Here is a 25987-nt window from a genome sequence, read left to right as displayed (position 1 = left end):
ATGCGCAAAATCTTAGCACACAAAAAACCACCGCTGTTCACAAGGCCTCACATGCCTGCCCCCGGAACCCCGAAGCGGCATAAAAAGTGAAAACTTATAGTCAACTATTACGGTAGTTGGTAGAAACGCCCAACCTATTTTGAGCATATACAAGTTTTGTATCCTTATACGTTTATTCAGCTGCTTCATCTTCTGACACATTGAGTCTATCATATTTTACAATTATATGTCAATGAAATTGGTATTTTTTTGTGCATTTTCTATATTTTGTATAGGATATTTAATAAAACATTCGATTTTATCTAGTATGAATGTAAAAAACCGATATTCTTTTTTAAGAATATCGGTTCAGTCTGTAGATAATTTACAGATGTGAGTTTGCAAAAAACCGGGCATTATAGCGTGATGGAAAAAAGGCGGTATTAAAATTATATTTTGCTATCTTCCCAGCGCGTCAGCAAGCCTTTTTATCTTTTCCCTCTCTCCTATCACCACCAGAGTATCTCCCTCATGAAACACATAGTCAGGCGTAATATCCGTAGTCAGCCAGTCCCCGCGGCTGATCGCAATAATATTCACTCCGTACCGGTTTCTGAGCTGAGCTTCCAGAACCGTCTTTCCCGATAGGCTGGCATTCAGCTTCAGCTCTGAAATATCCACAGCTTCATTAAGCTCAAAGAGATTGAACACCCGCTTTGATATCAAGCCTTTGGCCAGCCGCACCGCCATATCCCTCTCCGGATATACGACCTGTGCTCCGATCTTTTCAAGAATTTCTCCCTGCTCCGGGCTGTTGGCCTTAGATACCACTTGAGGCACTCCCAGATTGATGACATTTAAGGTGGTAAGAATACTTACGTCCACCTTATCTCCAATGCACACCACTACTACGTCACAATTCTGAATGCCAGTATCACGCAGCGTCTCCTTTTGTAAATCCCTTACCACATAGGCGTGCTCTGTAAGCTGCCTCATCTTCCTGACCTTTTCCTCATTACAGTCCAGTACCATAATCTCCTTTCCTCCCTCTGCCAGGGTGGAAGCCAGGGCGCTTCCAAAGCGTCCCAGACCAATAATTCCGTATGACATTGCCTCTGTCTGTTTCCGTGTCATGTTCTATTCCTCCTATGCCATTGCAGTTTCTTTGCCTCTTACAGCTCTCATAGCCCGTTTCTCTATCCGATGCTGATGCTTCCTTCTGGAAACGATACTGACGTATCTGGTTTAAAAACCCATAGAGTAGCAATCGTTAAGGGCCCCAGCCTCCCAATGTACATAATCCCAATTTCCAACAGCTTACTCCAAGGCGACAGGCTGGGAGTAATGCCGGTAGATAGGCCCACTGTGCCGAAAGCCGAGGTTATCTCCAGCAAAATATCCTCAAAAGGAAGCTCAGGCTCCAGGATGCACATTAAAAAAATTCCCAGGCACACTGCCAAGCCTGATAAGGCTGTCACAATAGCCGCCTTATAGAAGGCTGCCTGAGGAATCCGGTAATGAAACGCATGGGGTTCCTCATTCATAGCCGCACCCTTTATAGTATGAAACAAGGTAAACAACGTACTAGTTTTAATACCTCCTCCGGTGGAGCCTGGCGACGCGCCGATAAACATCAGTACAGATACCGTTAAAATGCCTGCGGTTGTAAAATCTCCCAGAGGGAAGGTGGAAAATCCTGCCGTTCTGGCGGATACACTGGTAAAAAACGCGCCCAGCCAGGTAATATCCTCTGTAAACCGGATCAAAACCGTACCCAAAGCCAAAAGGATAAGGGATGTTACAATTACAGCCTTGGAGTGCAAGGTCAGCCTCTTAAAGGAACGCTTTCTGGCTATATCCATAATTACAAGAAAGCCCAGACCTCCGAAGATGATAAGGCCTGCCGTTGTCAGATTCAAAAGAACGTCGTCCTGGTAGGGAATCAGATTGCGAAGGCCGCCCAGAATATCAAAGCCGGAGTTGTTAAAAGCTGCCACTGAATGAAACAGGCTGATTCCCAGGGCTTTTAAAGGCGGATAATCACGGCTGAACACCAGGAAGCTTAGGAATGCACCTGCTCCCTCGAATATGAGCGTCGTCTTAAGCACATTCTTTACCAAACATACAATGCCTTTTCCTGAGTCCAGATTCATGGCTTCCTTTATCAGCAGACGCTCTTTCAGGTTCACCCGGCGGCCCAGAGCCAGTATCACTCCTACTCCAACAGAGGTCACCCCCAGACCCCCTATCTGGATCAGAAACGCTACCACTGTCTGCCCCGCCACTGTATATGTATCTGCCGTATCCACTGCGATAAGCCCCGTAACGCAGACTGCGCTGGTAGATGTAAACAGCGCGTCCACATAATGAAGCTCTACCCCGGGCTTCACACAAAAAGGCGCCATCAGCAGGACAGAGCCAGCCAGGATAACTGCCAGAAAGCCAAGAGCTATAATTCTGGCAGGGGATTGTTTTTCTATGGATTTCATACGTTTATTCCTCCTGTATAGAGACAGTTTACCACCAATCATATAAAACAGGTGTAACGGAAACAGCCAAGGTGTAAAGATTATGTAAAGATAAAGAGGATTCTCTGTAGAATTTGGATTAGTTATGGTATACTTTGCTTATAGAACAAGGGAAAAATGTTTTATTACAGGCCATATATCCACTGGAGGTTTCTATCTATGAATAAAGCTGGAATTTTAGTAGTTGAGGATGACAAGGCAATTAAAAATCTCATAGCAACTACTTTGGAATTGCACGGCTACCGCTACATCTGCTGCGATAAGGGGGAGCTGGGTATTCTGACTGCGGCATCTCAAAGGCCGGACATTATTCTTCTGGATCTGGGATTGCCTGATATGGACGGAGTGGAGGTAATAAAAAAAGTCCGCTCATGGTCCAGCGCTCCTATTATCGTAATCAGCGCCAGAAGCGAGGATAATGATAAAATCGAAGCTTTGGATGCAGGTGCGGATGACTATCTTACCAAGCCCTTTTCTGTAGATGAGCTGCTGGCCAGACTGCGCTCTACTCAACGGAGGTTAAGCTATATGCAGACTCAGGCAGAGCGTCAGTCCCCTGTCTTTACCAACGGAGAACTGTCCATTGATTTTGCAGCCGGTTATGCCACTCTGGAGGGCAAGGAGCTTCACCTTACTCCTTATGAATATAAGCTTTTGAGCCTTCTGGCCCAAAATATGGGCAAGGTACTGACTCATTCCTTTATCGTCCGTGAGATATGGGGGACGACCTGGGACGGAGAGGTAGCTTCCCTCCGTGTCTTTATGGCCTCTCTCCGAAAAAAAATCGAAAAAAATCCTTCCCATCCACAGTACATCCAGACCCATGTAGGCGTGGGATACAGGATGCTGCGGAGGGAAGAGTAGGGATGTCTCCTGGCGGAAGCTTCTATCGTATCAATCCTTTTACAGCCCATTCATAGGTTTCCATAGCCTGCTGAAAATTCACATCTGCCTGACCCTTGGCTGCAACTGCTTCCAGATAAGCAGCCCTGGCTTCCAGATATTCCTGATTTGAAAGCATACCCAGCTCCATCTTGCGGGAGTCAGCTTTCCACTTGGCATCAGCCGCAGCCATAGCCGAGACTGCGGCATTCCAGGCTGTACGGCTTGACAGCACAGACTGGTACAATGCTTCTATCTGTGCATACATCGTTTCTTCATTCTGTTCAATTCTTCTCTGTCTGGAGTGCAGCTCTTTGTTCGTTCCCCTAAAGGAGGCTCCCCGTTCAGCTCTCAGCTCGTAGTTATTGCCAAGGGCTCTCCATTTATCCACCTCCAGTTTGATATCATCCGTCCGCGCACTGTCCGGCATAGGCATGGAGGCAAGTTCTATCTCTGCTCCAGTTTCGAATCCAAGAAGCATTGCCAGCTCTCCTTTGACCCGCTCCATCTCATCAAGCAGTGACTGGGAACGGCTGGCTGAAGCTGCTGCTGCCTGTGCTGCCTCCTCTGTCTCCCTCCAAGAAACGCCCCCGGTATCAAACTGCCGCCGGGCCTTTTCATACAGGCTCTGCTTTAGCTCTGCCTGTGCTGCCGCTCCCACCTGCTCCAGCTTAAGGCTGTGGTAGGTTCCCATCAGGCTCTGGGCTGTCCAGATCATGGTATCCTCCATCTGTCTTAAAGCCATGGAGCTGGCGCTGCCTTTTGCAGAACGGATCTGCTTATCCATGTCTTTGGCTGCTTTCTCCAGAGTTTTGGCCTGTGCCCGGTAGCTTTCTGCTCCTTCGTTATCTCCTTCTTTCTCCAAGGAATCGGCCTCTTCTTTCAAACGGCGCCTGGTTTCCATAATATCCTCCCTGGCGCTCTCATACCTGCCCAGACGGCTGTCAAATTGAGCACGTTCCATCTGAACCTGAGGAGAGAACTCCTTAACCAGAGCTTCCAGATCGGCGTACTGAACCAGCTTTGGCCCGGCTGCCTCCTCTGCGCGGGAGTTCAGCATGCCTCCCCCATAAAAGGCAGTAACGGCAGCCAGAGCCAATGTCAGAAGGATTCGTCCAGTACAGTGCAAAACAGCGTTCTTCCTTAAGACTCTCTTTCTGAATCGTTCTCCCTGCCTCATACTATTCCCCCTCCGCCTGTGCCAGACCCTTCACCGCCCAACGGTAATTCTCCATAGCCTGACCGAACTTCAGTGCCGCCACATCCCTGGCTGACTGAGCTCCTGCCAGACTCCCCTGGCTTTTTAGCAGCCCATTCCGGGAAAGGGCTCCCAAGCTATAGCGGAGCTGGGCGGACTGTTGATCCTTCACTGCCAGCTGGTATTGTCCGTCTGCCAGCGCATAGTCTGACTGCGCCTGTTTTAAAAGCTTATATTTTGACTCTACATCAGCGGCGATCTGCTGACGGCCGGTTTCCACCTTTTTCTCCAGAACATCATACTGAGCGCCTTTATTCGTGTGCTTAAGCCGGCGCTCATTGGCATTTTGCGTATAATTTTGCTTAAGAGCCAGCTCTTTATCAGCCTCCAGGTCAATGACATCCGCCTCATCTAAGGAGGGAATCGGTATTTCCCGGATATCCGGCTGGGCATCGTAGCTCCATCCGGTCATGACGCAAAGCTCCCTTTTCAGAGCGTCCATCTCCTTCTGATTAGCCTCCACAGCAGCCTGAGCCGACTCCGTCTTTTCTCTGGCTGCCAGAAGCTCCGCCTGGGTAATCATTCCCCCTTCAGCTTTCACAGCCATAACCTCGTACTCCGTCTTTGCGGAAAGAACAGCCTCATTGAGAGACGGTACATTCTTTTCCTTCTGCCAGTAAGAATTCATCTTGGTCTGAGCCGACTGGATAAGAGCAGCCTCTGCCCGATCATACTCCAGCTTTTTTATATAGCCATCCTCATTCTGGGCATCTGCCAGCTCCTGATTTTGTTCTGCCTGAACTCTTGCAAGGGCTGCGGAGGCCATGGCGCTATCATAGCCTGCCTCTCCCTCCACAGCGGAATCCACCAGCTTATCGCTGGAGGAATAAAGGCTGTCGGCCATATCCTGATATGCGTTTTTCAAGTCATCATGGCTCTTTCCCCTGTATTTATCGTACTCTAGGCGATTGTTGATTACAGTTGCGTTATACTCATGAATCAGATCCGCCAGCTCATGATATTCCATTACATTATCCCGCAGAGTTTCCCACTTCTCCGCGGAATAGGCAAACTCCGGTCCGGCCCATACAGTGCAGGAAAGAGCTGTACTGACAGCCAGGCCTATGGACAGGGCGAACGTAAACCGCCTAAGGCAGTCCGAAGAACCGCATCTTCTTTCCAAATCCCAAAAGGCCTTTTCTCCTGCCCCCTTTTCCTTGTGCTTTATCATTTATGCCTCCTTCCTCTTGACTGTGTCTGAATGTTATCTAAAACTCTCTGCTCCTAATCAGGAGCCTTATCTTCTTCCTGCTTCTTTCTCTCTTACTCATAGCGCAGAGCGTCAATGGGATCTGCCTTAGCTGCCTTGGAGGCTGGGTACAGTCCGAAAAAAATACCCACCACAGCAGAAAAGGTCACCGCCACCAATATTACCCCCGGCTTTATCACCACAGATAAGCCGAAGGCCATGCCTCCCAGAGATACCAGCCCCACACCCAGCAGAATTCCTATGATCCCTCCGCAGGCGGATAAAATAGCCGACTCTGTCAGAAACTGTATGAGGACATCCTTTGTTCTGGCTCCCAGGGCCTTTCGGATGCCAATCTCCCTGGTTCGCTCTGTTACAGACACCAGCATAATGTTCATAATGCCAATCCCTCCAACCAAAAGCGAAATTGCCGCTATGCCTCCTACCGCCATAGAAAGAGCGCCCATAACAGAGTCCACGGAATTCATCTCCTCCATAGCTGTATAGATGCGCATATCCTTTGGCTCCCTGTTGTGAAGCTTCGCCATATATGCTTTAAATTTAGAAAAAAACTCATCCAGATTTATATCATCTGCCGCAAACACACGGACGTTGAAAAAGGAATCATTTGGACGGGTAAGGAGCGTATAGGGAAGAAAAGCAGATCCTTTATCCTGGCTTTTTCCCATCATCAGCTTCTGAAAAGGGCTTATGTCCTTCCTGTACACTCCCACAACCGTGTAATCCTCCGTAGCTCCGGCGATAGTCGTCCGAAATGTCTTTCCCACCGCATTTTCCACTCCAAACAACAGCTTCGCGCTTTCCACGTCCATTACCACATTTCTTTTTCTTCCCAGAATATCCCCTTTATTGATGTAACGTCCGTAAATCACATTTACCGGCTGTACATCCTGATAGTTATAATCAATGCCCTGGTATTCAAAGCTGACCTTAGTCCGCTTATAGGAAGCGTCGCTGCTGGCATATGAATTGCTGTCGATATATGCAATATCATGCCCAAAGGCGGCCTTAGCCTGCTCTATTTCTTCCAGCGTAAAATAATCGCTCTCTCTCACATCCTCCACCCAATAGCCGATGGAGACGTATGCCTGTGTAATTCCCACATCCTTATATAGATCGGCAAACATACTTCTCATGGTATCACCGATGGAAACAATAGCAATAACAGAACCAATCCCAATGATAATACCCAGCATGGTAAGGACTGAACGCATCTTATTGGAACGGATGGCCGAAAAAGCCATATACATATTTTCAATGAGCATCTGCCGTCTCCTTTCCCTGACTGTGGTCGTTTAGGGTATCGCTTAGAAGCTGGCCGTCGCTGAACCGGAGCACGCGGTCTGTAAATGCCGCAATGTCCTCCTCATGAGTTACCACTACCACAGTAGCTCCTTCCTTGTGAAGCTGTGAAAACAGCTCCATAATTTCCACAGAAGAGGCCGTATCCAGATTGCCCGTAGGCTCATCTGCCAGAATCAAAGGCGGTTGGTTAGCCAAGGCCCTGGCTATGGCAACTCTCTGTCTTTGTCCGCCGGAAAGCTCATTGGGCATATGCTCCCTCCTGCCTCCCAGACCCACCCGATCCAAAAGCGCCTTAGCCCGCTCCGTGCGTTTGGATCGGGAAACCCTTGCATAGGTCATGGGCAGCTCTACATTTTTTAAAGCCGAGGTTCTGGATATCAGGTTAAATGACTGAAAAACAAATCCTATCTTGCGGTTTCGGATGTCCGAAAGCTGATCAGGCGTCATATCTGCCGTATCAATACCGTCCAGATAATAGTGGCCCAGCGTTGGCCGATCCAGGCAGCCCAGAATGTTCATAAGAGTGGATTTGCCAGAACCGGAATGGCCCATAATAGCTACAAATTCTCCCCGCTCAATGGTCAGGTTGATTTTCTTAAGACCAAGTACCTTGATGGCTCCTGTATCGTATATTTTTACAAGGTTTTCCAGTTTTATCAATGGCCCATCATAAGGCTCCTGGTAAAGAGGCGTTTTTCTGCGCAGGCGTTCCCTCAAAGATATTCCCAGACCGCCAGCCGTTGACCCGCCCTTTTGTGCAGCGTCCTGCTTCTTAGTCCATTTTTTCATAAAAGCCTCCCACTACTTCGGCATCACCATAACTGCCGCCCCATCTGTAAGCTGGGGACCCGCATTGGTGATCAGCTGCATACCTTCCTCCAAAACCGTACCATCGGTAGGGATAACCTCTGCGTTTATGTCGCTCTCAACGCCCAGCTTCACAGGAATCCGCTTCACCTGCATATCCTGCACAATGGCGATATATGTAGCGTCTCCCTCGTCAAAAAGTGCCGAGGAAGGAACTACAAAGGTATCCTCCGCCTCCTGTATCAGCAGCTCCGCTTTGGCTGTAATACCTGCAATGAGCTTTGTATTGCCTCCCTGCACCCGTATGGTAATAGGGATTACACGCTCTGTGGAACCGCCGCCCTTTTCTTCTCCTGTAGGGGATATCTTAACAACCTCTCCGTTCACAGTCTCCCCATCCAGAATATCGGCGCTGATAACAGCCGTCTGCCCTACCTTCACCTTTCCGATGGAAAACTCACTGACCTTAATCTCCAGCTCCAGCTCCTCCAAATTCTCAATGCTGAACATGGGCTTATCATCCTCCACCTTGTCGGCAAACTGGCCTACCTTGGAATTGACACGGACTACCGTGCCGTCGATGGAGCTCTTTATCTGTGCGTTCTCCAGCTCCTCCTTTTTCTTTTCCAGCTCGAAGGCTGCGTTTTGAATCTGCAGCTCGTAGGATTTGTCTGCAACGCCTCTGCCATTTACCACCGTGTAGCCTTCCATCTGGCGCTTTGCATCATTTAAGGCATTGGCGCTGGCTTCCAGATCCATCTGAGAAATATCTCCGTTTGCAAAAAGAAGGCTGTTTCTGTTATGATCCATGGAGGCCTTCTGGAAATCCTGGACTGCCTTTTCATAACCCAGAGCCGCCTCCTTATCCTTCTCCTTCTTATTATTCACTGCCAGGTCATAGGCGTTCTGGGCAATCTGAACCGCTCTCTCTAAATCGGTTCTATCCAGCACTGCCAGAATCTGGCCCTTTTCAACCTGGTCACCCTCCTTAACATGCATTTCCTTTATTTCCGCATGGAGATTGGATACCACATCTACGCTGTCAGTGCCTGTCACCGGGCCGTTTAAGGAAAGCTTCTCCTGAATACTCTGTTTTGACAGAGGTATCACGGTTACGGGAATTCCCATATCCTTATTCCCTCCAGAAGCCTTCAATCCCAGAAACACCATTACGGCCAAAAAGCATACAGCCGTAAGTATTTTGCGCTTTCTGCTCCAGCCCCTGACGCGCTGTATAAAGGCCGGCTTCTTTCCAGTAGGTTTCTCTTTTTCCCCGGCAGGACTCTTCTTTCTTTTTTTCTTCTTTTTCCTACCCGTTCCTTCCTCAGACGGTTCCACAAGCATAAGAGCTTCCATCTGGCGGTCTATCTCTTCCGACTCCTCATTGCGTCTCCGATCTATCTCGCATGCGTTCGGAGCCGGACTCTGAGCCTCTTCCTCCCTAGCTGCTCCAAGTCTCTCACCCTCTGCCCCGTCCAAGGCGTCCATCTTTTCTGTCATCCTCTCACTACTCATCCTATCCTCCTGAAAGCTATTACTGTACTATTTGAATTAGTACAATCATACCACATATTACCTTGTGATACAACAAAAATAAACAAATTTATGTAATTGTTCATTTCATAAGACTATTATAGATGGTTTGCTTAAATATTTCATCTATATCTTTTCTAACAATTTATAAATGAAAACGAAAGAATTGCTTAAGAGATCATTACATATAGTAGGCCTCTGCTCTAAAAAGCAAATGGCACAGCCTGACGGCCATGCCATTTTTATAAACAATCGGTAATATGCTTTAGATACGGAACGGCTCCCTCTTCCAGGGGCCATATTTTGGAGCTTTTTTCTTATTTCTGTTTTTCGGTGTGGTTTATTGCAGCCTTCAGTCTTTTTATCATCTCATCTACATGGCATTTCTCAATTACCAGAGGAGGTACAAGGCGTATAATATTGGCGCCCGCGCTGATTAGCACCAGCTTCTGATCCAGCAGGGCACTGGTCACAATAGGAGCTACTGGCCTTGTGAATTCCAGTCCCTGCATCAGCCCCATTCCCCGGCAGTCGCAGATAATATCACATTCCGAAACCAGCTTTTCCAGCTCCTGGCCCAGATAAGCTCCTACCTCTTTCACATGATCTGTGATTTTCCGCTGCTCAAGAATATCCAGCACTGCCTTTGCTCCCGCCGTCACCAGTGGATTGCCGCCATAGGTAGTGCCATGGTCGCCGGGAGCCATGGCCGAGGCTGCTTTTCCCCAGGCAAGAAACGCTCCCACAGGCAGACCGTTTCCCAACGCCTTGGCAACCGTCATCACATCCGGCTTTACACCGTAATGCTGCCATGCAAACATTTCTCCGGAACGTCCCAGCCCACACTGGATTTCATCCAGTATCAGCAGCATATCGCCCTCGTCACAAAGGGCTCTCACCCCCTTTATAAACTCAGGATTCGCAGGATAGATACCGCCTTCTCCCTGAATGGTTTCCATAATCACAGCGCAGGTCTTATCATTCATCAACTCCTTAACGCTGTCCAGATTGTTAAATTCCGCAAACCGGATACCGGGAATCAACGGCTGAAAGGGCCTCTGATACTGTGCATTGCCTGTTACAGAGAGGGCCCCCAGGCTTCTTCCATGAAAGGAATGCTTCATGGCGATTATTTCTCCCATCATAGCCGGCTCCTTCTCCTGACAGCCGTCAGCTCCCGCCGCTTCACAGCTCTTGTTATAATAATACCGCCTTGCAATCTTGAGCGCTCCCTCGATCGCCTCGGTTCCGCTATTTGTAAAAAAGACACGTTCCATACCGGACAGCTTAAGCAGCCCTTCTCCCGCTTCAATGGACGGCTGGTTATAAAACAGGTTGGAGCTATGGGTCAGCTTGTGAAGCTGCTTCTCCACCGCCTTTGTATACTCCTCATCCCCATAGCCTAACGCCATCACTGCTATGCCTGCTCCGAAGTCCAGGTATTCATTGCCCTGATTATCATAAAGATTCACTCCCTCGCCATGGTCAAACACCACAGGAAGCCGGTTGTAGGTTTTATAAAAGGCATGTTCAGCCCGGTCTATCCATCCATAATCAGCCATGATAATACCTCTCATCTTCCTTGGAATTATAGATTGCGGTTCCGATTCCCTTATCAGTAAAGATTTCCAGCAGCAGACAGTGAGGAATCCGACCATCCAGAATATGGACTCTGGAAACTCCGCTTTCAATGGCGTTTATACAGTTCTGAATCTTTGGAAGCATGCCTCCCCCCAGCGTCCCGCTGGCAACAAAGGACTGAGCTTCCTCCACATCCATCTCGGAAATAAGGGACTCCTTATCTTCCACGTTCTTGTATACACCCTCCACATCTGTAAGAAAAGCCAGCTTCTCTGCCTGAACCGCTGTTGCAATGGCACAGGCAGCGTCATCCGCATTGATATTGTAGCTTAGGAAATCCTCGTCAAAGCCAATGGGGCAGATAATCGGAAGAAAGTCCTTTTCCAGCAGGTCATAGATTAGCTTTGGATTTACCTCAGACACTTCCCCCACAAAGCCAATATCTTCGCCGCCTGAGTATTTCTTACGGCATTTTAAAATCATACCGTCCTTGCCACTGATGCCTACTGCCTGGATTCCCAGCTCGTTGACCAGCTGAACCAAGCTTTTGTTCACCTTATTAAGAACCATCTCGGCAATTTCCATGGTAGGCTCGTCTGTAACTCTCAGCCCATTTTTAAATCGGGACTCCATACCTGCCTTGTTCGCCCAGCGACTGATATCCTTGCCGCCTCCATGAACAATGATAGGCTTAAATCCAACCAGCTTAAGAAGGGCCACATCCTGAATTACCTTCCGTTTCAGTTCCTCATCCACCATAGCGCTGCCACCGTATTTAACAACTACAATCTTCCGGTTAAAGCGCTGAATATAAGGCAGCGCTTCTATGAGCACAGCCGCTTTTTGCATCGGTTCTAAATTCATTTCACTCGTTTCCTCCCTGCTTTTTATTACCCGCTTTCCGGCCCTTAACCGCCGGATATTGCCATCCACCTTAGGAGCGGTAATCTGCATTAATCTTCACATAATCAAAGGTCAGATCACATCCCCAGGCAGTGGCCTTAGCCTCCCCCATCTTAATGTTTGCCACAGCCGTAACCTCAGGCTGGGAGAGAATCTCCGTAGCCTTTTCCTCACTGTAAGCTACGGCAACGCCATCCTTTATAATCTGCAGCCTGCCAGCCGCGCTTTCAAAGAACAAATCCACCCTCTCCGGATCAAACTGAGCGCCCGAATACCCCATAGCGCAGAGAATTCTGCCCCAGTTGGCGTCGTGACCAAAGATAGCTGCCTTTGTAAGGTTGGATGTAATGACCGACTTAGCCAGAACTCTGGCCTGCTCTTTTGTCTCAGCCCCTACAATTTTCACCTCAAAGAGAGCCGTACAGCCCTCTCCATCTCCCGCCATCTTTTTCGCCAGCGTTTCATTTACGTAATTTAATGCCCTGCAAAATGTTTCGTAATCCTCATTCTTTTCTGTAATCTCAGGATTTCCCGCCAGTCCGTTAGCCAGGAGAAGGACCGTATCATTGGTTGAGGTATCCCCGTCTACAGATATCATATGATAGGTATCCTGGATGTCTGTTTTCAGCGCTTCACAAAGCAGCTCCTTGCTGATAGCTGCATCCGTCGTTACAAAGCTCAACATGGTGCACATATCAGGATGAATCATGCCAGAGCCCTTACACATACCGCCGATTGTGACTGGGACACCTCCCAGGTAAACCTCCACAGCCACCTCCTTATTCTTTGTATCTGTGGTCATAATAGCCCTGGAAGCATTGGCGCCGCTCTCCAGGCTGCTGTTCAAACGAGGAGCCATCGCCCTGACGCCTGCCTCTATCCGCTCCATTGGAAGCTGCATGCCGATCACCCCGGTAGAAGCCACCAAGACGCTGCCTGCCGCCACCCCCAAAGCATTTGCAGCAGCCTCTGCCGTCCGTCTGCAATAGTCCATACCCTCCTGCCCGGTACATGCATTCGCAATTCCCGCATTGATAACCACAGCATGAGCCGGCGCTCCTCCATAGACTTGCTTCTGATCCCATTTAACAGGAGCAGCCTTTACTATGTTGGTAGTAAAAACGCCTGCCTGCCTGCAGGGAGCTTCACTGTAGATTAAGGCCATATCCTGCCGGCCCTTATATTTGATTCCCGCTTCTGCGGCCGCTGCCTGAAAGCCTTTGGCAGCTGTCACTCCCCCTTGAATCTTCTTCAATTCTACCTTTGCTTTAGCCATATTGCCGTTCCTCCCATTTAACTGTATCATCTGACAAACTGCGTAATGTTTTCCTCATTCAACACAAGCTCATAGCTGTTTATATCTTCCCGCTTCGTCCACCCGATTCCCTTCCAGAAAGCGTTTCCTACCTGATTTTCTTTCAACGCAATCAGGCTTATCTTGCTGACGCCCTCCTTTTGCAGCGCCTCCATAGCAGCCCTCGCCATCCGGCAGCCAATCCCGTGCTTCCGGTAGTCCGCAGCTACGCATACATGGTAAAAGCAGCCGGTTCTGCCGTCATGACCGCAAAGAATGTTTCCCAAAATCCGTCCATTCCTAACTGCCACCACGCTGGTAGTAGGATTACGTCTCAAAAAACGCTCCACTCCCTCCCTGGAATCATCCACGCTCCTGATACCGAAGCCCTTAATCTGTGTCCAAAGCCGGTAAACCTGGTCGTAATCCTCTGCCTCCATCTTGCGGATAAGAATATCCGTTGTTTCCTCCATGTTCTATCATCCTTTCCTTCCAAGTTCACGGATACTTCTATTAATAAATACTATATAAGAGCCAGCCCTTTTATGGAAATACAGGAATCTGCTTAAGACCCGTCTGCTCCGGCAGGCCAAACATTATATTCATATTCTGTATAGCCTGCCCTGCGGCTCCCTTAATCATATTATCAATAGCCCCCATCATCACAATCCGCCTGGTTCTGGGATCAATTTTAAAATTCACATCCGCAAAATTACTTCCCTCCACCCATCGGGTCTGGGGCGCCACGTCCTTCTCCAGAACTCTCACGAAATACTCATCCCGATAGCATGCTTCATAGGCAGCCTTTACCTCCCCATATGTCACCTCCCTTGTCAGGGAAGCATACCCAGTCACCAGAATCCCCCGGTTCATAGGTACCAGATGAGGCGTGAAGCTGACGGTCACTGGCTTTCCTGCCACATACCCCAGCTGCTCCTCAATCTCCGGCGTATGCCTGTGCGTGGCTACTCCGTAGGCTTTGATGTTCTCATTTACCTCGCAGTAGAGGCTGTCCGCCTTTACCCCCCTTCCCGCTCCGGAAACTCCCGATTTCGCATCAATAATAAGGGTATCCGTATCAATAAGCCCGGCCTTTACCAAAGGGTAGACAGACAGGAAGGAGCAGGTAGGAAAGCATCCAGGATTGGCAACCATCCTTGCCCGTTTCACCTTTTCCCTGTTGATCTCCGGCATCCCATACACCGCCTCCTCTATCAACTGGGAAGCTCCATGCTTAAGCTTATACCACTGCTCATAGACAGACACATCCTTAATTCTGAAATCAGCGCTGAGGTCAATGATCCTCACTCTGGACAAAATATCCTCATCTACCATAGAGGCGCAAAGTCCTTGGGGGGTAGCGGTAAAGATCACATCTACCTTCTCTGCCAGCTCCTTCATATTATCATCCATACATTTGCCATCCGTCAGCTTATACATATTCGGATATATAGATGAATAGCTCTGATCAATATAGCTTTTAGATCCATACCACAGAATTTCCGTATCCTCTCTCTGAAGAAGCAGCCTCGCCAGCTCTCCTCCTGCATATCCTGTAGAACCAATGATACCCACTTTAATCATAGCCATTTTCTCCTCCCATGTTTTATTTCGCACATATATTCATTTTGACATATACATTTAATACTAAAGATTTTACATCTACAGACGGCCCTTCCCTTGACTAATCCTTATCCCTTTTTGAGAGCCGCTCCAAAACAGAGTCCTCCAGCCTCATCCCTCCTTATTTGCATTTTAATAATTATACATTATTATCGAATAATATGCAATATTTTTTATAAAATTAATTTTTCACTTGCATTTATCTAAATAATGTTGTATATTTATGAAAGTTCAAACAGTTCAATCTCAGGAGGATATGATCATGCAAGAAAAAGTTATTTTAGCTTATTCCGGCGGACTTGATACTACCGCTATCATTCCCTGGCTACAGGAAAATTTTGGTTACGATGTTGTATGCTGCTGTATCGACTGCGGACAGGGCAATGAATTAGACGGACTTGAGGAGAGGGCCAAATTATCCGGCGCTTCCAAGTTATATATTGAAGACTTGGTAGACGACTTCTGCGACAACTACATCATGCCATGTGTAAAGGCTAATGCTGTATATGAAAACAAGTATCTTCTGGGTACCTCCATGGCCCGTCCTGCTATCGCAAAGCGTCTGGTGGAAATCGCAAGGAAGGAAGGGGCTACCGCCATTTGCCACGGAGCAACCGGCAAAGGCAATGACCAGATTCGTTTTGAGCTGGGCATCAAGGCTCTGGCTCCGGACTTGAAAATCATCGCTCCATGGCGCATGACGGATGTGTGGACCATGCAGTCCCGTGAAGATGAAATTGAATACTGCAAGCAGCACGGCATCCATCTCCCCTTTTCTGCTGACAACAGCTACAGCCGTGACAGAAACCTATGGCACATCAGCCACGAAGGACTGGAGCTGGAAGATCCGGCTCAGGAGCCCAACTATGATCACCTTCTGGTACTGGGTGTAAGACCTGAGAAGGCTCCCGACGAGGGCGAATATGTAACGATGACCTTTGAAAAAGGTATTCCTACCAGTGTAAACGGAGAAGCCATGAAGGTCTCCGATGTGATCCGTAAGCTGAACGAGCTGGGCGGCAGGCACGGCATCGGTATCGTAGACATTGTGGAGAACCGGGTGGTTGGCATGAAGTCCCGGGGCGTATATGAAACTCCGGGGGGAACCATTCTAATGGAAGCACACCAGCAGCTGGAGGAGCTGGTATTAGACCGGGCTACCATGGAAGTTAAGAGGGATATGGCAGGCAAGCTTGCCCAGATTGTTTATGAGGGAAAATGGTTCACTCCTCTGCGAGAAGCCATCGGGGCCTTTATCGATTCCACCCAGGAATACGTGACAGGAGAGGTAAAATTCAAGCTCTACAAAGGCAATATCATAAAGGCGGGAACTACCTCCCCTTACTCCCTGTACAGCGAGTCTCTGGCCTCCTTCACAACCGGTGATCTGTACGATCACCACGATGCGGACGGCTTTATCACTCTATTCGGACTGCCCTTAAAGGTTCGGGCTATGAAGATGGCGGAATTAGAAGCCGCTGAAACAGAGAAATAGCCGTTTCATGAGAATATAGCAGAATCAAAAGCGGACACCTTCTTTAGGGGTTCGCTTTTTGCTGCTTCCTGGACATAGGCTTCAAGCGAGCTGGAAAAAACCGCAAAAGCCGGAGCCAGCGCATACCATGCGCCAGTTCCGGCCAAATGTCCTATATTTCTATCCTGATTACAGATAATTACAGCGACTTTACGGCAGCCACTACATTCTCAACTGTAAATCCAAACTTCTTAAACAGCAGACCTGCCGGAGCGCTGGCTCCGAAGCCCTTCATTGTCACGGTCGTCCCATCTAAGCCAACATACTTGCCCCATCCGAACTCACCTAAGGCCTCCACAGCCACTCTCCTGCGCACAGCCTTCGGAAGAACCTTTTCCTTGTATTCTTCTGTCTGCTCCTCAAATACATCCATAGACGGCATGCTTACCACACGCACATCCATTCCTTCCTTTGCCAGCTCTGCCTTTGCCCCAACTGCCAGTTCCACCTCAGAGCCGGTAGCGATAATGATTGCGTCAGGAACCGCCTTTACAGAATCCTCCAGAATATAGGCGCCTTTTAAGGCTTCTTTGCTGGAGCCTGCCAGCTGAGGCAGATTCTGTCTGGTCAGCACCAAAGCCGTAGGCGTATTCTGAGAGCTAACCGCACTGTACCATGCGGCTGCGGTCTCCGTAGCGTCGGCCGGACGGAATACATGAAAGTTGGGCATAGAACGGAGCATAGCCAACTGTTCAATGGGCTCATGGGTTGGCCCGTCCTCTCCTACACCAATGCTGTCATGGGTAAATACAAAGGTCAAAGGCAGCCCCATCAGAGCTGAAAGCCTGGCCATTGGCTTTGTATAATCACTGAACACAAAGAACGTGGACACAAAGGCACGAAGTCCTCCATGGAGAGCCAGGCCATTGCCAATAGCGGCCATTGCCAGCTCACGCACGCCAAAGTGAAGATTACGGCCCCTATAATTCTCTTTTGAAAAGTCACCCATATCTGTCATATATGTCTTGGTGGAAGGAGCCAGGTCAGCCGCACCCCCAATCAGATTCGGAATAAGGTTCTTAAGCTTCTGAAGCTGCTTGCCGGATAAGCTTCTGGTAGCATCCGGCTTCTCATCATAAGCCCAATATTCCTCACTGTCATATACAGACTCAGCCAGTTCCGGATTATAAAACTTGTCCCATAATTCCTTCATATCGGGATACTTCTGACAGTATTCCGCAAACAAGGAATTCCACTTCTCCTCCGCTGCCGCTCCAGCCTCTCCGTATGCTCTGTAATTGGTATACACCTCATCCGGCACATAGAAAGGCTCCATAGAAGGCCAGTTCAGATTTTCCTTCATAGCAGTAACATTCTCCGCTCCCAAGGGCTCGCCGTGAGCGCTGGCCTTACCCTGCTTTGCCGGGCAGCCGTAGCCGATTTGAGTCTTAACCGTAATAAAGGACGGTCGAGAGGTATCTGCCTTGGCCGCCTCAATCGCCTTACCGATAGCGTCCAGATCATTGCCGTCCTCTACCGTAAGAAGCTGAAACCCAAAGGCCTCCATACGCTTTTGCACATTCTCTGTAAAGGCTATATCAGTGCTTCCCTCTATGGAGATCCTGTTAGAGTCATAGAGCACGATAAGCTTGCCAAGCCCCAGTGTTCCTGCCAGTGAAAAGGCCTCAGAGGAAATCCCCTCCATCATACAGCCGTCACCGCCTAACACAAAGGTAAAATGATCCACGACGGGGTAATTCTCCTTATTAAATACAGCAGCCAGGTGAGCTTCCGCCATAGCCATTCCCACAGCCATACCCATGCCTGCTCCTAAGGGGCCTGTAGTTGCCTCTACCCCTACCGTATGGCCGTACTCAGGATGTCCCGGAGTCAGAGAATCTTCCTGCCGGAAATTCATCAGATCCTCCTTGGTAAGTCCATAGCCAAAAAGATGCAGCAACGAGTACAGCAGAGTTGAACCATGGCCTCCTGAAAGGATAAAACGATCCCTGTTCTTCCACTGGGGGTTCTTAGGATTATGGTTCATATGCTTTGCCCAAAGCTCGTAAGCCATAGCAGCCGAGCCTAAGGGAAGGCCCGGATGTCCTGAATTGGCCTTCTGGACAGCATCTGCCGCCAAAACCCGTATTGCATTTACTGACATTGTATCAATCTGATTCATAGTTTCCTCCGTTCTGGTGTCTGGTGAGACACCCTGTACATTTTTCTTCCGTTATTTTGTTCCTAACTGCTTTTCATTATAGCAATTTACAGTTCACAGGGCAATACTTTTTCATATTGGATTTTGTTTGGGCTTCATAGAAGGAGATACGGCAAAATCCGTCCGGTTAGTCGCCAATACCGGCTCCTTTGACAGCCGTCACTATGATGCGACAGCCAAAGCAGCTCCCATAACGGATGCCAGGGAAGCTCCTTTAGGGCCTGCACAGTAGAATCCCAAGGGCTCGGCCCCCGTCCTGTTTCATGTATCGTATCAAAACAGCGCCGGCTCCACAGGAACCGGCCTCTATCACATACTCATATGCTGTTTCATCGCATTATTCCTAAGCGCCCTCTCTCTGGGCCGCGTCATAGCTGTCATGGAGGATAAAATGGTTCTTCTGGAAATCCAAAATCCCCTCCGCCTTCATCTTACTGAGCTCATTAGACATAGCGCTGCGATCCACGCAGAGGTACTCTGCCAGCTCCTGACGGTTGTGAGGTATGTCAAAGTCCCGCCTTCCCTGTGCTAAAGCATGCTTGGACAAATAGGAAAGCAGCTTCTCCCTGGTGCTCTTTTTACAAACATGCTCCAGCTTATTCTCCAGCTTCACATTATGCTCAGACACCAGGCGGAGCATATTATGAATAAAACGGGTATGGAAATCACAGGCCAGAGAACAGAAGGTTATCATTCTCTGGTAATCAAGAAACAATACCTGGCAGGCTCCATCTGTCACCACACTCACCGGAAGTATCGGCGTTCTGGCACAGGAGTAGGACTCCCCGAACATCTCTCCTTCTTTAATCTGGTATATCTGCTCCTGGCGTCCCCAGAAGTTCTCCTGAAGGACCCACGCCCTTCCCCGCAGTAAAATCATAACCTTATTCACCGATTCGCCCATACGAAAGATATACTCCCCATTCTCGTAGGGTACAAGCTCAGCCCCGCAGCATTTTAGCAGGGTATAGAGCTCCTCATCATTTATCCCATAAAACAGGGGAGATTTTTTTATAAGGTGCAGAAATTCTTCCATTCAGCTTCTCTTTCCGTTGTATTTACAACATTTACGCTGTGAATATTATATAATTTAATCGTTTGTCCGTCAAGCCGTAATCACAACAAGCTTTCAGCCTCCAGCTGCTTTCTATAAATCTCAATCACAGACTTCATGGCAGCCTCCCCCGGCCCGCCCACAGTCACTCGCTTCTCCACGCAGGTCTTCATGCTGATAGCCTCGTACACATCCTCCTCAAATACAGGGCTGATTTTCTTATACTCCTCCAGAGAAAGGTCATCCAGCGCAATTCCCTTCTTAATGCACAGAAGCACTAGCTGACCCACAATGCCATGGGCGTCCCGGAAAGCCACACCCTTATTTACCAGATAATCAGCCGCGTCTGTTGCATTGGTAAAGCCCTTCTTTGCACTGGTTTCCATCATATCCTTGCGAAAGCTCATGGAGGAAATCATTCCTGTAAACAGAGCCAGACAGCCCTTCACTGTATCAATTACGTCAAAGGTCAGTTCCTTGTCCTCCTGCATATCCTTATTGTAAGCCAGAGGAATCCCCTTCATAGTCGTCAGCAAAGATACCAGCCCTCCATATACACGTCCGCTCTTTCCCCGAATCAGTTCTGCAATGTCTGGATTCTTCTTCTGAGGCATAATAGAGCTGCCCGTGCTGTAGGAATCATCCAGCTCCACAAACTGATATTCATTGGTGTTCCAAATAATAATTTCCTCACAAAACCGGCTCAGATGCATGGAGATAATAGATAAAGCGCTTAAAAGCTCGATCAGGTAATCCCTGTCTGACACAGCGTCCATGGAGTTCAGGGTAGGCCCTGAAAAGCCCAGAAGCTCTGCCGTGTACGCTCTGTCCAAAGGATACGTAGTTCCTGCCAAAGCACCTGAACCCAGAGGGCAGTAATTCATCCTTCTGCGGATATCAGACAGCCGGGAGCGATCTCTGGAGAACATTTCAAAATAAGCCCCCATATGATGCGCCAGCGTGATTGGCTGAGCCTTCTGCAAATGGGTAAAGCCCGGCATAAAGGTATCCGTATTGGCCTCCATAATAGTCAGCAGCTCCTGCAAAAGATTTTTTACCAGCCCCTCTATCTCATCAATCTCATCCCTGGCATATAGCTTCATATCCAGCGCCACTTGATCGTTGCGGCTGCGGCCGGTATGAAGACGCTTGCCTGCTTCACCGATACGTTCTGTAAGAGTTCCCTCTACAAAGGAGTGGATATCCTCATATCCAGAATCGGATGATATTACCAATTTACCGCTATCAAGCTCCTTTCGAATATCCTCCAGCCCCTTTACAATATCCTCCCTATCTTTATCCGAAAGAATCCCCTGCTTAGCCAGCATTTTCACATGGGCGATGCTGCCCTCTATGTCCTGACGATAAAATTTCTGATCAAAGGTGAGGGATTCATTAAAGTTGTGCACCAGCTGATTTGTCTCCTTCGTAAATCGTCCGCCCCATAATTTCATGGCTTCCACTTCCTCCTTTTTGAGCAACTGTTCGCTTTCTTTTTCTTTTTTCCATAACCTGCAAGACCTATGATTCCCAGAGCAGCTACGGATACTCCCGTTATCCAGGCTCCCGCCCGAAGCCCTTCCGGCTCGTATGACATATCAATCTCATGAACACCAGCAGTCAAATCAATTCCCAGAAAGGTATCAAACAACTTTCTGGGTGACACCTCGCTGCCATCCACCGTGATTCTCCAGCCTTTGTCGTAAGGAATACTGGTATACATCACTCCGTTTTCATCCGCAGTTATGGTACCCTTCAGCCCAGTATCTGTCCAGCTTGTTAATACAATGGGATTTTGGTTCATCTTATTATAAACGGATATCATTGCCTCCGGGTTGAACCTCCACACTTCTGCATTCATAACAGGCGCATCCTCCCCTGTGGCTTCCAGTGAAACCTCCTGCCCTCTGGCCAGATACCCCAGCTCCAGGAAAAACCCTCTGTCTACATTGTCAAAGCTTTCTGTCCTCTGGCCTATAACAGCTGTAACCTCCTTTACCCTTTTGTTTGTCACATACACATAGTAATCGCCGGAAATCTCAGGCGTAAAGGTAAGCTTCGTTCCTTCCCAATGACTTTCATTGGAGGTAAGCACAGGTGCCGTTCCCAGCAAAGCGCAGAGGTCATTCTGAACATAGGCCGGATTACCAGAATCCAGAATCCAGTTATTTTCCACGTCAGAAGGAAGCATAAAGGCCACCGGAAGCGTATATAAATTCTCATAGAGCAGCGTACCTCCTGACCGTCCGCTCAGCTCCATCAGGCTGCTGGCAGGAGGCTCCTGGCTGTAAAGGCCGTATTTTACCGCAAACAAACTATCCACCAGAGGCGTGCTGCCTGTAATGCTGTATGCGTTCGTAGAGCTTTCGCAGCCCAGCTCCGTAAAGAAACGCGAAAGAGCCGCATCGGCTGTGGAAGAAAAGAGGGAAACGGAAGGAAAATTCATCCACGCACCGTCATTTTTAGTCTTTCTGTCCACCTTTTCCACACGATAAAAGGTATTGCTCCGAATCTTGCTGGTCAGCTCCTCTACCTCCTGATTGTCCTGAACATAAGCGGTACGGCTGGTAGTCGGAATACTGGTCACTGCCATATTCACCGCAGATTCGATGGAAACCACAGCCAGAGCTGTTAGGAGAACTGCATCCAAGCTCCATTTTCTCTTTTTATACAGCAAAATAAGCCCTCCGTAGACAGCTAACAGTAAAATCGCCACATAAAATACAGAAAAATGGAACTGCTCCGGATTATCCACCAGCTTCTCTGCCAGAAGGACAAAGCTCACCGCTCCCCAGAAAGCCAAGGTGACATATTTAACCGGTGTTTCCAACAGCTTTATATAAGCCTCATAGCACATATAAAGAATGAGAGCAATATAGATAAAGGACTGGCGGCAGGGCAAGCTGTTTGGAAAATGAAAGCCATGCCATATAAAATTCAGCACATTGGTGGAAAAGCTGGCGTAGAACAGCAGCAGCATGGCGCAGTAAACAATCTTTTCCTTGAGAGCAATCCCTCTGCTTCCAAGGTATAAAAGAAAGAACATAAGAACCGCCACTCCGCAGTATACATTCGGCCAGTGATCCAGCCCGATTTCCGTTCCTACATTTCCAATGTGTCTGGCTATCATATCGAAAATGGAAAAGTAGGAGTTTATATCCTTGGGAAAATCGAAATTTCCTGATGCTGTAGCCTGAAGCGCAAATATCTCCGGCAAAAGCACCACAGCCGACAGCGCCCCTGCCAGAAGGGAATACAAAGCAAATCGGCCGCAGGTCTTTAAAAAGGCTCCGAACCCTTCAGACGGATACAGGAGCATTTGCGCAATCACATAGATCATCATAAAAATGCAAATCATGATGGAAATATAGTAATTAGAAAGAATGGAAATCCCCAGCGCAATACAGTAGAGCATTCCCTTTCCTTCCTTGACCAGCCGCTCCAGGCCCAAAAGTATCACCGGAAAAAGAAGAATACAGTCAAGCCACATGATATTCCAGCTGTAGGCGGCCATATATCCGCTTAAGGCATAAAAGATTCCAAACAATCCAACGCCAAAATCCATGGTTTTAAAATGCCTGCGCAGATACCAGGAAAAGCTTAACCCTGACAGGCCCGTCTTTAAGACAATCAGGATTGTCATAAATTCAATAATATACGGTTTCGGACATAAAATCAGAAGCCAGTTCATAGGGCTGGCCAGATAGTAGGCATAAAGAGCCGAGAAGTTTACGCCCATTCCAATGTCCCAGCTATAGAACAGGCTCCCACCATTCGTCAGCTTATGCTGAAATTCTGAAAAGAAGGGGGCATACTGATGGTACATATCTGTCCTTAGAAAACTTTCCTCCCCGAATGGGAATATGCCTCTCTGAGAAAATATGATAATCAGAACCACCACAGGAATGAAAAACGCTACTGCAAGACCATCGGAAGGCTTTAATAGCTTTAAGCCTCCAGCCTTAGCTTTTCTCCTGAATCTCCGGGCTTTCTCTTCGGCTTCAGGCAGATATTCCTGTTCAGGCCAGCTCCCAGCCTCATCCTTTCCCTCATCATCGCAGCTATATGCGCTGCTTTCCTCATATAAGCCATCCTTTGCCTCCAATTCGTCCTCCCCATCACCAGGCTCCTGACTGGCGGCTGTTTCCTTTACAGCCCCCAACCCCCGGAATGCTTTCTCCTGAGTATCAGTTTCAGCTGAACCTTCCTTCTTCGCCTCATCAGGGCGCCCATCCGCAGAAACGTCCTTTGCGGCAGGCGCCTCTGGAAGGACAAGCTTTAAAATGGCGTCCAGCTCCTGCTCAACCCGCTTTATCTCATCACGTTCCATGACACAGTCACCTTTCTTTACTCAGGCTTTTTCTTAAATATCCACAGCTTACTGAACACATAATTCAGAACCATATTTATAACTGAGACTGTGAATTTACAAAACATCTCATAGATAAACCCTCTGTCTCCGCCCAGCTTCACCATAGCCACCATAAGAATCCAGGTGGCTGCCCCGGAAAGGACTCTGGCTGCCACAAAGGCTCCCGCCTCCTTTGCCAGATACAAGGGGCGCATATTAAAATTGCGGAATACAACCAGCTTATTGACCACATAAGCAAATAGCACCGCTCCCAGCCAGGACATAGCCTGAGCCAGTTCTACGCTAAGCCCCGTTTCCCGCAGCAGTCCATAGATTCCAAAATCCACAGCTGTAGTGAGAAAGCCACATATGAGATAGCTTATGGTTTCATAGTTAATACATTTTTCCCATAGTTTACGCATCACTTTATGCTCCTGACTTCCCTGAAAATTGCAATATCCTTTTTATTATATGACAGCATTACCAAAAAGTAAAGACAAAACACCAGATGCTCCACGACTATTATGTGTCATTTAAATAACCTTTGGATATAGCCCTGGAGAGATGTCAGCAGTCCTAGTTTATTGACCAAATATCGCCAGCTGCGCGTATATATAGCAATTTAATTAATAAGGATACGGGAATATACCAATGCAAAGCAGGACATCTGACAATACAGAAAGCAAAAGACAGTAAAAATCTGAAATCCAAGGGGCATTTATGGAAACCATCACCCATGACAGCCATATAACAGGCACAGTTCTAGGAAACGAAATCGTTTAAAAGCAAACGGACGTAAGCGCTCTGGCTCATACCCCAGGCCTGCCATATAAAAATGACTCCGCTCCCTCTGTAAAATGCAGCTTTCCGTCCTCAGTGATAAAGATCCCATAAGTATTGTCCATAGATTCAATCAGCCTTTTGCCCTTCTCCAATCCAAGAGCAAAGCATGCAGTGCTGAGGCCGTCTCCATCCACCGACTTCTCAGAAATAATGGAAACCTGAGTCAGTCCGTTTGCATACGGATAGCCTGTCCTTGGATCCAATATATGGTGGTAATTTACTCCGTCCTTAATAAAATGCCGCTCATAAACACCGGAGGAAACCACAGACAAATCTCTCACCTTTAGGGAAGCCGCTGTATCAGCATAGGAAGCGTAAGGCTTCTGAATCCCCACCTTAAAGGGTGCTCCTCCCGGCTCGCCGCCTATACACAAAAGATTGCCCCCCAGATTTATGAGTGCGCTTGTAACACCGCGCTCCTCCAAATAGGTTTTCATCTCATCCGCGATAAAGCCTTTGGCTATGGCCCCCAAATCGATAGCTGTCTCATCATTAAGAAATGTAACGGTGTTGCCCTCCAGGATCACATTTTTATAACCAACCTTTTGAATATTCCCATCAATGTCAGCTTGAGAGGGTATCTGAGGCTCCTGGGCTGTAAAATCCCAAAGAGAGCTTAAGGGCTCAATGGTAATGTCAAAAGCACCGTCCGAAAGACGGCAATACTCCAGCCCCTTTGCCAGCACCTGGGCAGTCTTGTCAGACACGGTAAAGGTTCGCTCTCCCTTTGCTCTGTGATTCATCTTATAGATTTCGCTGCTTTCCATAGTTTTGCTGAGAAGCTTTTCATAATCGGCACAAAGCTGGATGCAGCCGTCCAGAGCGGTTTCGTCTGAGTACTCATAAAGAGTGACTGTCACAAAGGTATTCAACAAAAAAGACGACCGCCTGACAGGAGCAACTTCCTTCCTGCTGCATCCTGCCAGCCAAGCCGTACCTATTGCTATTATCACCGCTAATATAATTGTATGGAATCCTTTTCGTTTCATGCCTTTCATTCTATCACTGCGCTGTGCAAAAGTCAATTACCAAACTTTTTAAGTCTCCCATTAATGCATATATCCAGATGCACGAAACCATCCTTCACAGTCACATACACTGCGCTTAGATCAACCGAAAACTTTTAACCCCTTCTTTGACA

At 48.2% G+C, this 25987-nt stretch carries 20 protein-coding genes, 1 pseudogene and 1 riboswitch; of the genes and pseudogenes, 3 read left to right on the top strand and 18 right to left on the bottom strand.

Going from position 1 to position 25987, the window contains the following annotated elements:
* Positions 1–77: 77 nt before the first annotated feature.
* Positions 78–173: riboswitch (purine riboswitch) on the bottom strand.
* Positions 174–438: 265 nt separating this feature from the next.
* Positions 439–1113 carry a potassium channel family protein gene (locus tag FYJ39_RS07215; RefSeq protein WP_154471791.1) on the bottom strand — a complete coding sequence of 225 codons (675 nt, stop codon included), beginning with the start codon at positions 1111–1113 and terminating at the stop codon, positions 439–441.
* Between the two features lie 62 nt (positions 1114–1175).
* Positions 1176–2510, bottom strand: coding sequence for a TrkH family potassium uptake protein (locus tag FYJ39_RS07210; RefSeq protein ID WP_154471790.1), 1335 nt, complete (start codon positions 2508–2510; stop codon positions 1176–1178).
* A gap of 156 nt (positions 2511–2666) precedes the next feature.
* On the opposite strand from FYJ39_RS07210, the gene FYJ39_RS07205 reads away from it, so the two are divergent.
* Positions 2667–3371: a response regulator gene (locus FYJ39_RS07205; protein ID WP_154471789.1), complete on the top strand. Its 705-nt coding sequence runs from the start codon at positions 2667–2669 to the stop codon at positions 3369–3371.
* A gap of 22 nt (positions 3372–3393) precedes the next feature.
* Here the strand turns inward: FYJ39_RS07205 and FYJ39_RS07200 are convergent, their stop codons facing one another.
* From FYJ39_RS07200 to argC, 10 genes are all read right to left on the bottom strand, one after another.
* Positions 3394–4569 carry a hypothetical protein gene (locus FYJ39_RS07200; RefSeq protein WP_235919762.1) on the bottom strand — a complete coding sequence of 392 codons (1176 nt, stop codon included), beginning with the start codon at positions 4567–4569 and terminating at the stop codon, positions 3394–3396.
* 1 nt (position 4570) lies between these two features.
* Positions 4571–5818, bottom strand: a complete 1248-nt coding sequence (locus FYJ39_RS07195; RefSeq protein ID WP_154471788.1) for a hypothetical protein — start codon at positions 5816–5818, stop codon at positions 4571–4573.
* Positions 5819–5910: 92 nt separating this feature from the next.
* Positions 5911–7122 carry an ABC transporter permease gene (locus tag FYJ39_RS07190; RefSeq protein ID WP_154471787.1) on the bottom strand — a complete coding sequence of 404 codons (1212 nt, stop codon included), beginning with the start codon at positions 7120–7122 and terminating at the stop codon, positions 5911–5913.
* Positions 7112–7867: an ABC transporter ATP-binding protein gene (locus FYJ39_RS07185; RefSeq protein ID WP_235919771.1), complete on the bottom strand. Its 756-nt coding sequence runs from the start codon at positions 7865–7867 to the stop codon at positions 7112–7114. Before FYJ39_RS07185 ends, FYJ39_RS07190 begins: the two co-directional genes overlap by 11 nt.
* A 96-nt stretch (positions 7868–7963) precedes the next feature.
* Entirely contained in the window at positions 7964–9484 is a 1521-nt protein-coding gene (locus tag FYJ39_RS07180) for an efflux RND transporter periplasmic adaptor subunit (RefSeq protein ID WP_235919761.1), read from the bottom strand.
* Positions 9485–9819: 335 nt separating this feature from the next.
* Entirely contained in the window at positions 9820–11064 is a 1245-nt protein-coding gene (locus FYJ39_RS07175; protein WP_154471785.1) for an aspartate aminotransferase family protein, read from the bottom strand.
* The gene (argB, locus tag FYJ39_RS07170; protein WP_154471784.1) at positions 11057–11947 is read right to left on the bottom strand and encodes an acetylglutamate kinase; all 891 of its coding nucleotides are present in this window, start codon (positions 11945–11947) and stop codon (positions 11057–11059) included. The genes FYJ39_RS07175 and argB overlap by 8 nt, the downstream gene beginning before the upstream one ends.
* Positions 11948–12017: 70 nt before the next feature.
* Complete coding sequence (argJ, locus tag FYJ39_RS07165; protein ID WP_154471783.1) at positions 12018–13262, bottom strand: bifunctional glutamate N-acetyltransferase/amino-acid acetyltransferase ArgJ; 1245 nt, start codon at positions 13260–13262, stop codon at positions 12018–12020.
* A 26-nt stretch (positions 13263–13288) separates the two neighbouring features.
* Positions 13289–13753 (bottom strand): GNAT family N-acetyltransferase, encoded by a 465-nt coding sequence (locus tag FYJ39_RS07160; RefSeq protein WP_154471782.1) that lies wholly within the window; start codon positions 13751–13753, stop codon positions 13289–13291.
* Positions 13754–13823: 70 nt separating this feature from the next.
* Entirely contained in the window at positions 13824–14864 is a 1041-nt protein-coding gene (argC, locus tag FYJ39_RS07155; protein ID WP_154471781.1) for an N-acetyl-gamma-glutamyl-phosphate reductase, read from the bottom strand.
* A 301-nt stretch (positions 14865–15165) separates the two neighbouring features.
* Between argC and FYJ39_RS07150 the strand changes: the two genes are divergently transcribed.
* Positions 15166–16398 carry an argininosuccinate synthase gene (locus FYJ39_RS07150; RefSeq protein ID WP_154471780.1) on the top strand — a complete coding sequence of 411 codons (1233 nt, stop codon included), beginning with the start codon at positions 15166–15168 and terminating at the stop codon, positions 16396–16398.
* Positions 16399–16576: 178 nt separating this feature from the next.
* Here FYJ39_RS07150 and tkt read toward each other — a convergent pair whose 3' ends face one another.
* On the bottom strand, positions 16577–18559 hold the full coding sequence (tkt, locus tag FYJ39_RS07145) for a transketolase (RefSeq protein ID WP_154471779.1): 1983 nt from the start codon (positions 18557–18559) through the stop codon (positions 16577–16579).
* Between the two features lie 295 nt (positions 18560–18854).
* On the opposite strand from tkt, the pseudogene FYJ39_RS21485 reads away from it, so the two are divergent.
* Positions 18855–18950: pseudogene (locus tag FYJ39_RS21485) on the top strand (hypothetical protein); the annotation flags it as partial.
* Here the strand turns inward: FYJ39_RS21485 and FYJ39_RS07130 are convergent.
* The 5 genes from FYJ39_RS07130 to FYJ39_RS07110 all read right to left on the bottom strand — a co-directional run bounded on the left by FYJ39_RS07130 (position 18942) and on the right by FYJ39_RS07110 (position 25835).
* Positions 18942–19634: a Crp/Fnr family transcriptional regulator gene (locus FYJ39_RS07130; protein ID WP_154471777.1), complete on the bottom strand. Its 693-nt coding sequence runs from the start codon at positions 19632–19634 to the stop codon at positions 18942–18944. The pseudogene FYJ39_RS21485 and the gene FYJ39_RS07130 overlap by 9 nt on opposite strands.
* 80 nt (positions 19635–19714) lie before the next feature.
* Entirely contained in the window at positions 19715–21106 is a 1392-nt protein-coding gene (gene argH / locus FYJ39_RS07125; protein ID WP_154471776.1) for an argininosuccinate lyase, read from the bottom strand.
* Positions 21103–23982, bottom strand: coding sequence for a YfhO family protein (locus FYJ39_RS07120; protein ID WP_154471775.1), 2880 nt, complete (start codon positions 23980–23982; stop codon positions 21103–21105). The genes argH and FYJ39_RS07120 overlap by 4 nt, the downstream gene beginning before the upstream one ends.
* Before the next feature lie 17 nt (positions 23983–23999).
* A complete protein-coding gene (locus FYJ39_RS07115; protein WP_154471774.1) occupies positions 24000–24425 on the bottom strand; it encodes a GtrA family protein in 426 nt (141 codons plus the stop codon).
* Between the two features lie 387 nt (positions 24426–24812).
* Complete coding sequence (locus tag FYJ39_RS07110; RefSeq protein WP_154471773.1) at positions 24813–25835, bottom strand: FAD:protein FMN transferase; 1023 nt, start codon at positions 25833–25835, stop codon at positions 24813–24815.
* Between the last annotated feature and the right edge of the window lie 152 nt (positions 25836–25987).

The sequence above is a fragment of the Clostridium porci genome (assembly GCF_009696375.1).
In the GTDB taxonomy this organism is placed as follows: domain Bacteria; phylum Bacillota; class Clostridia; order Lachnospirales; family Lachnospiraceae; genus Enterocloster; species Enterocloster porci.
The sequence above is the reverse complement of the archived record's forward strand: the minus strand, read 5'-3'. Positions and strand labels throughout refer to the sequence as shown.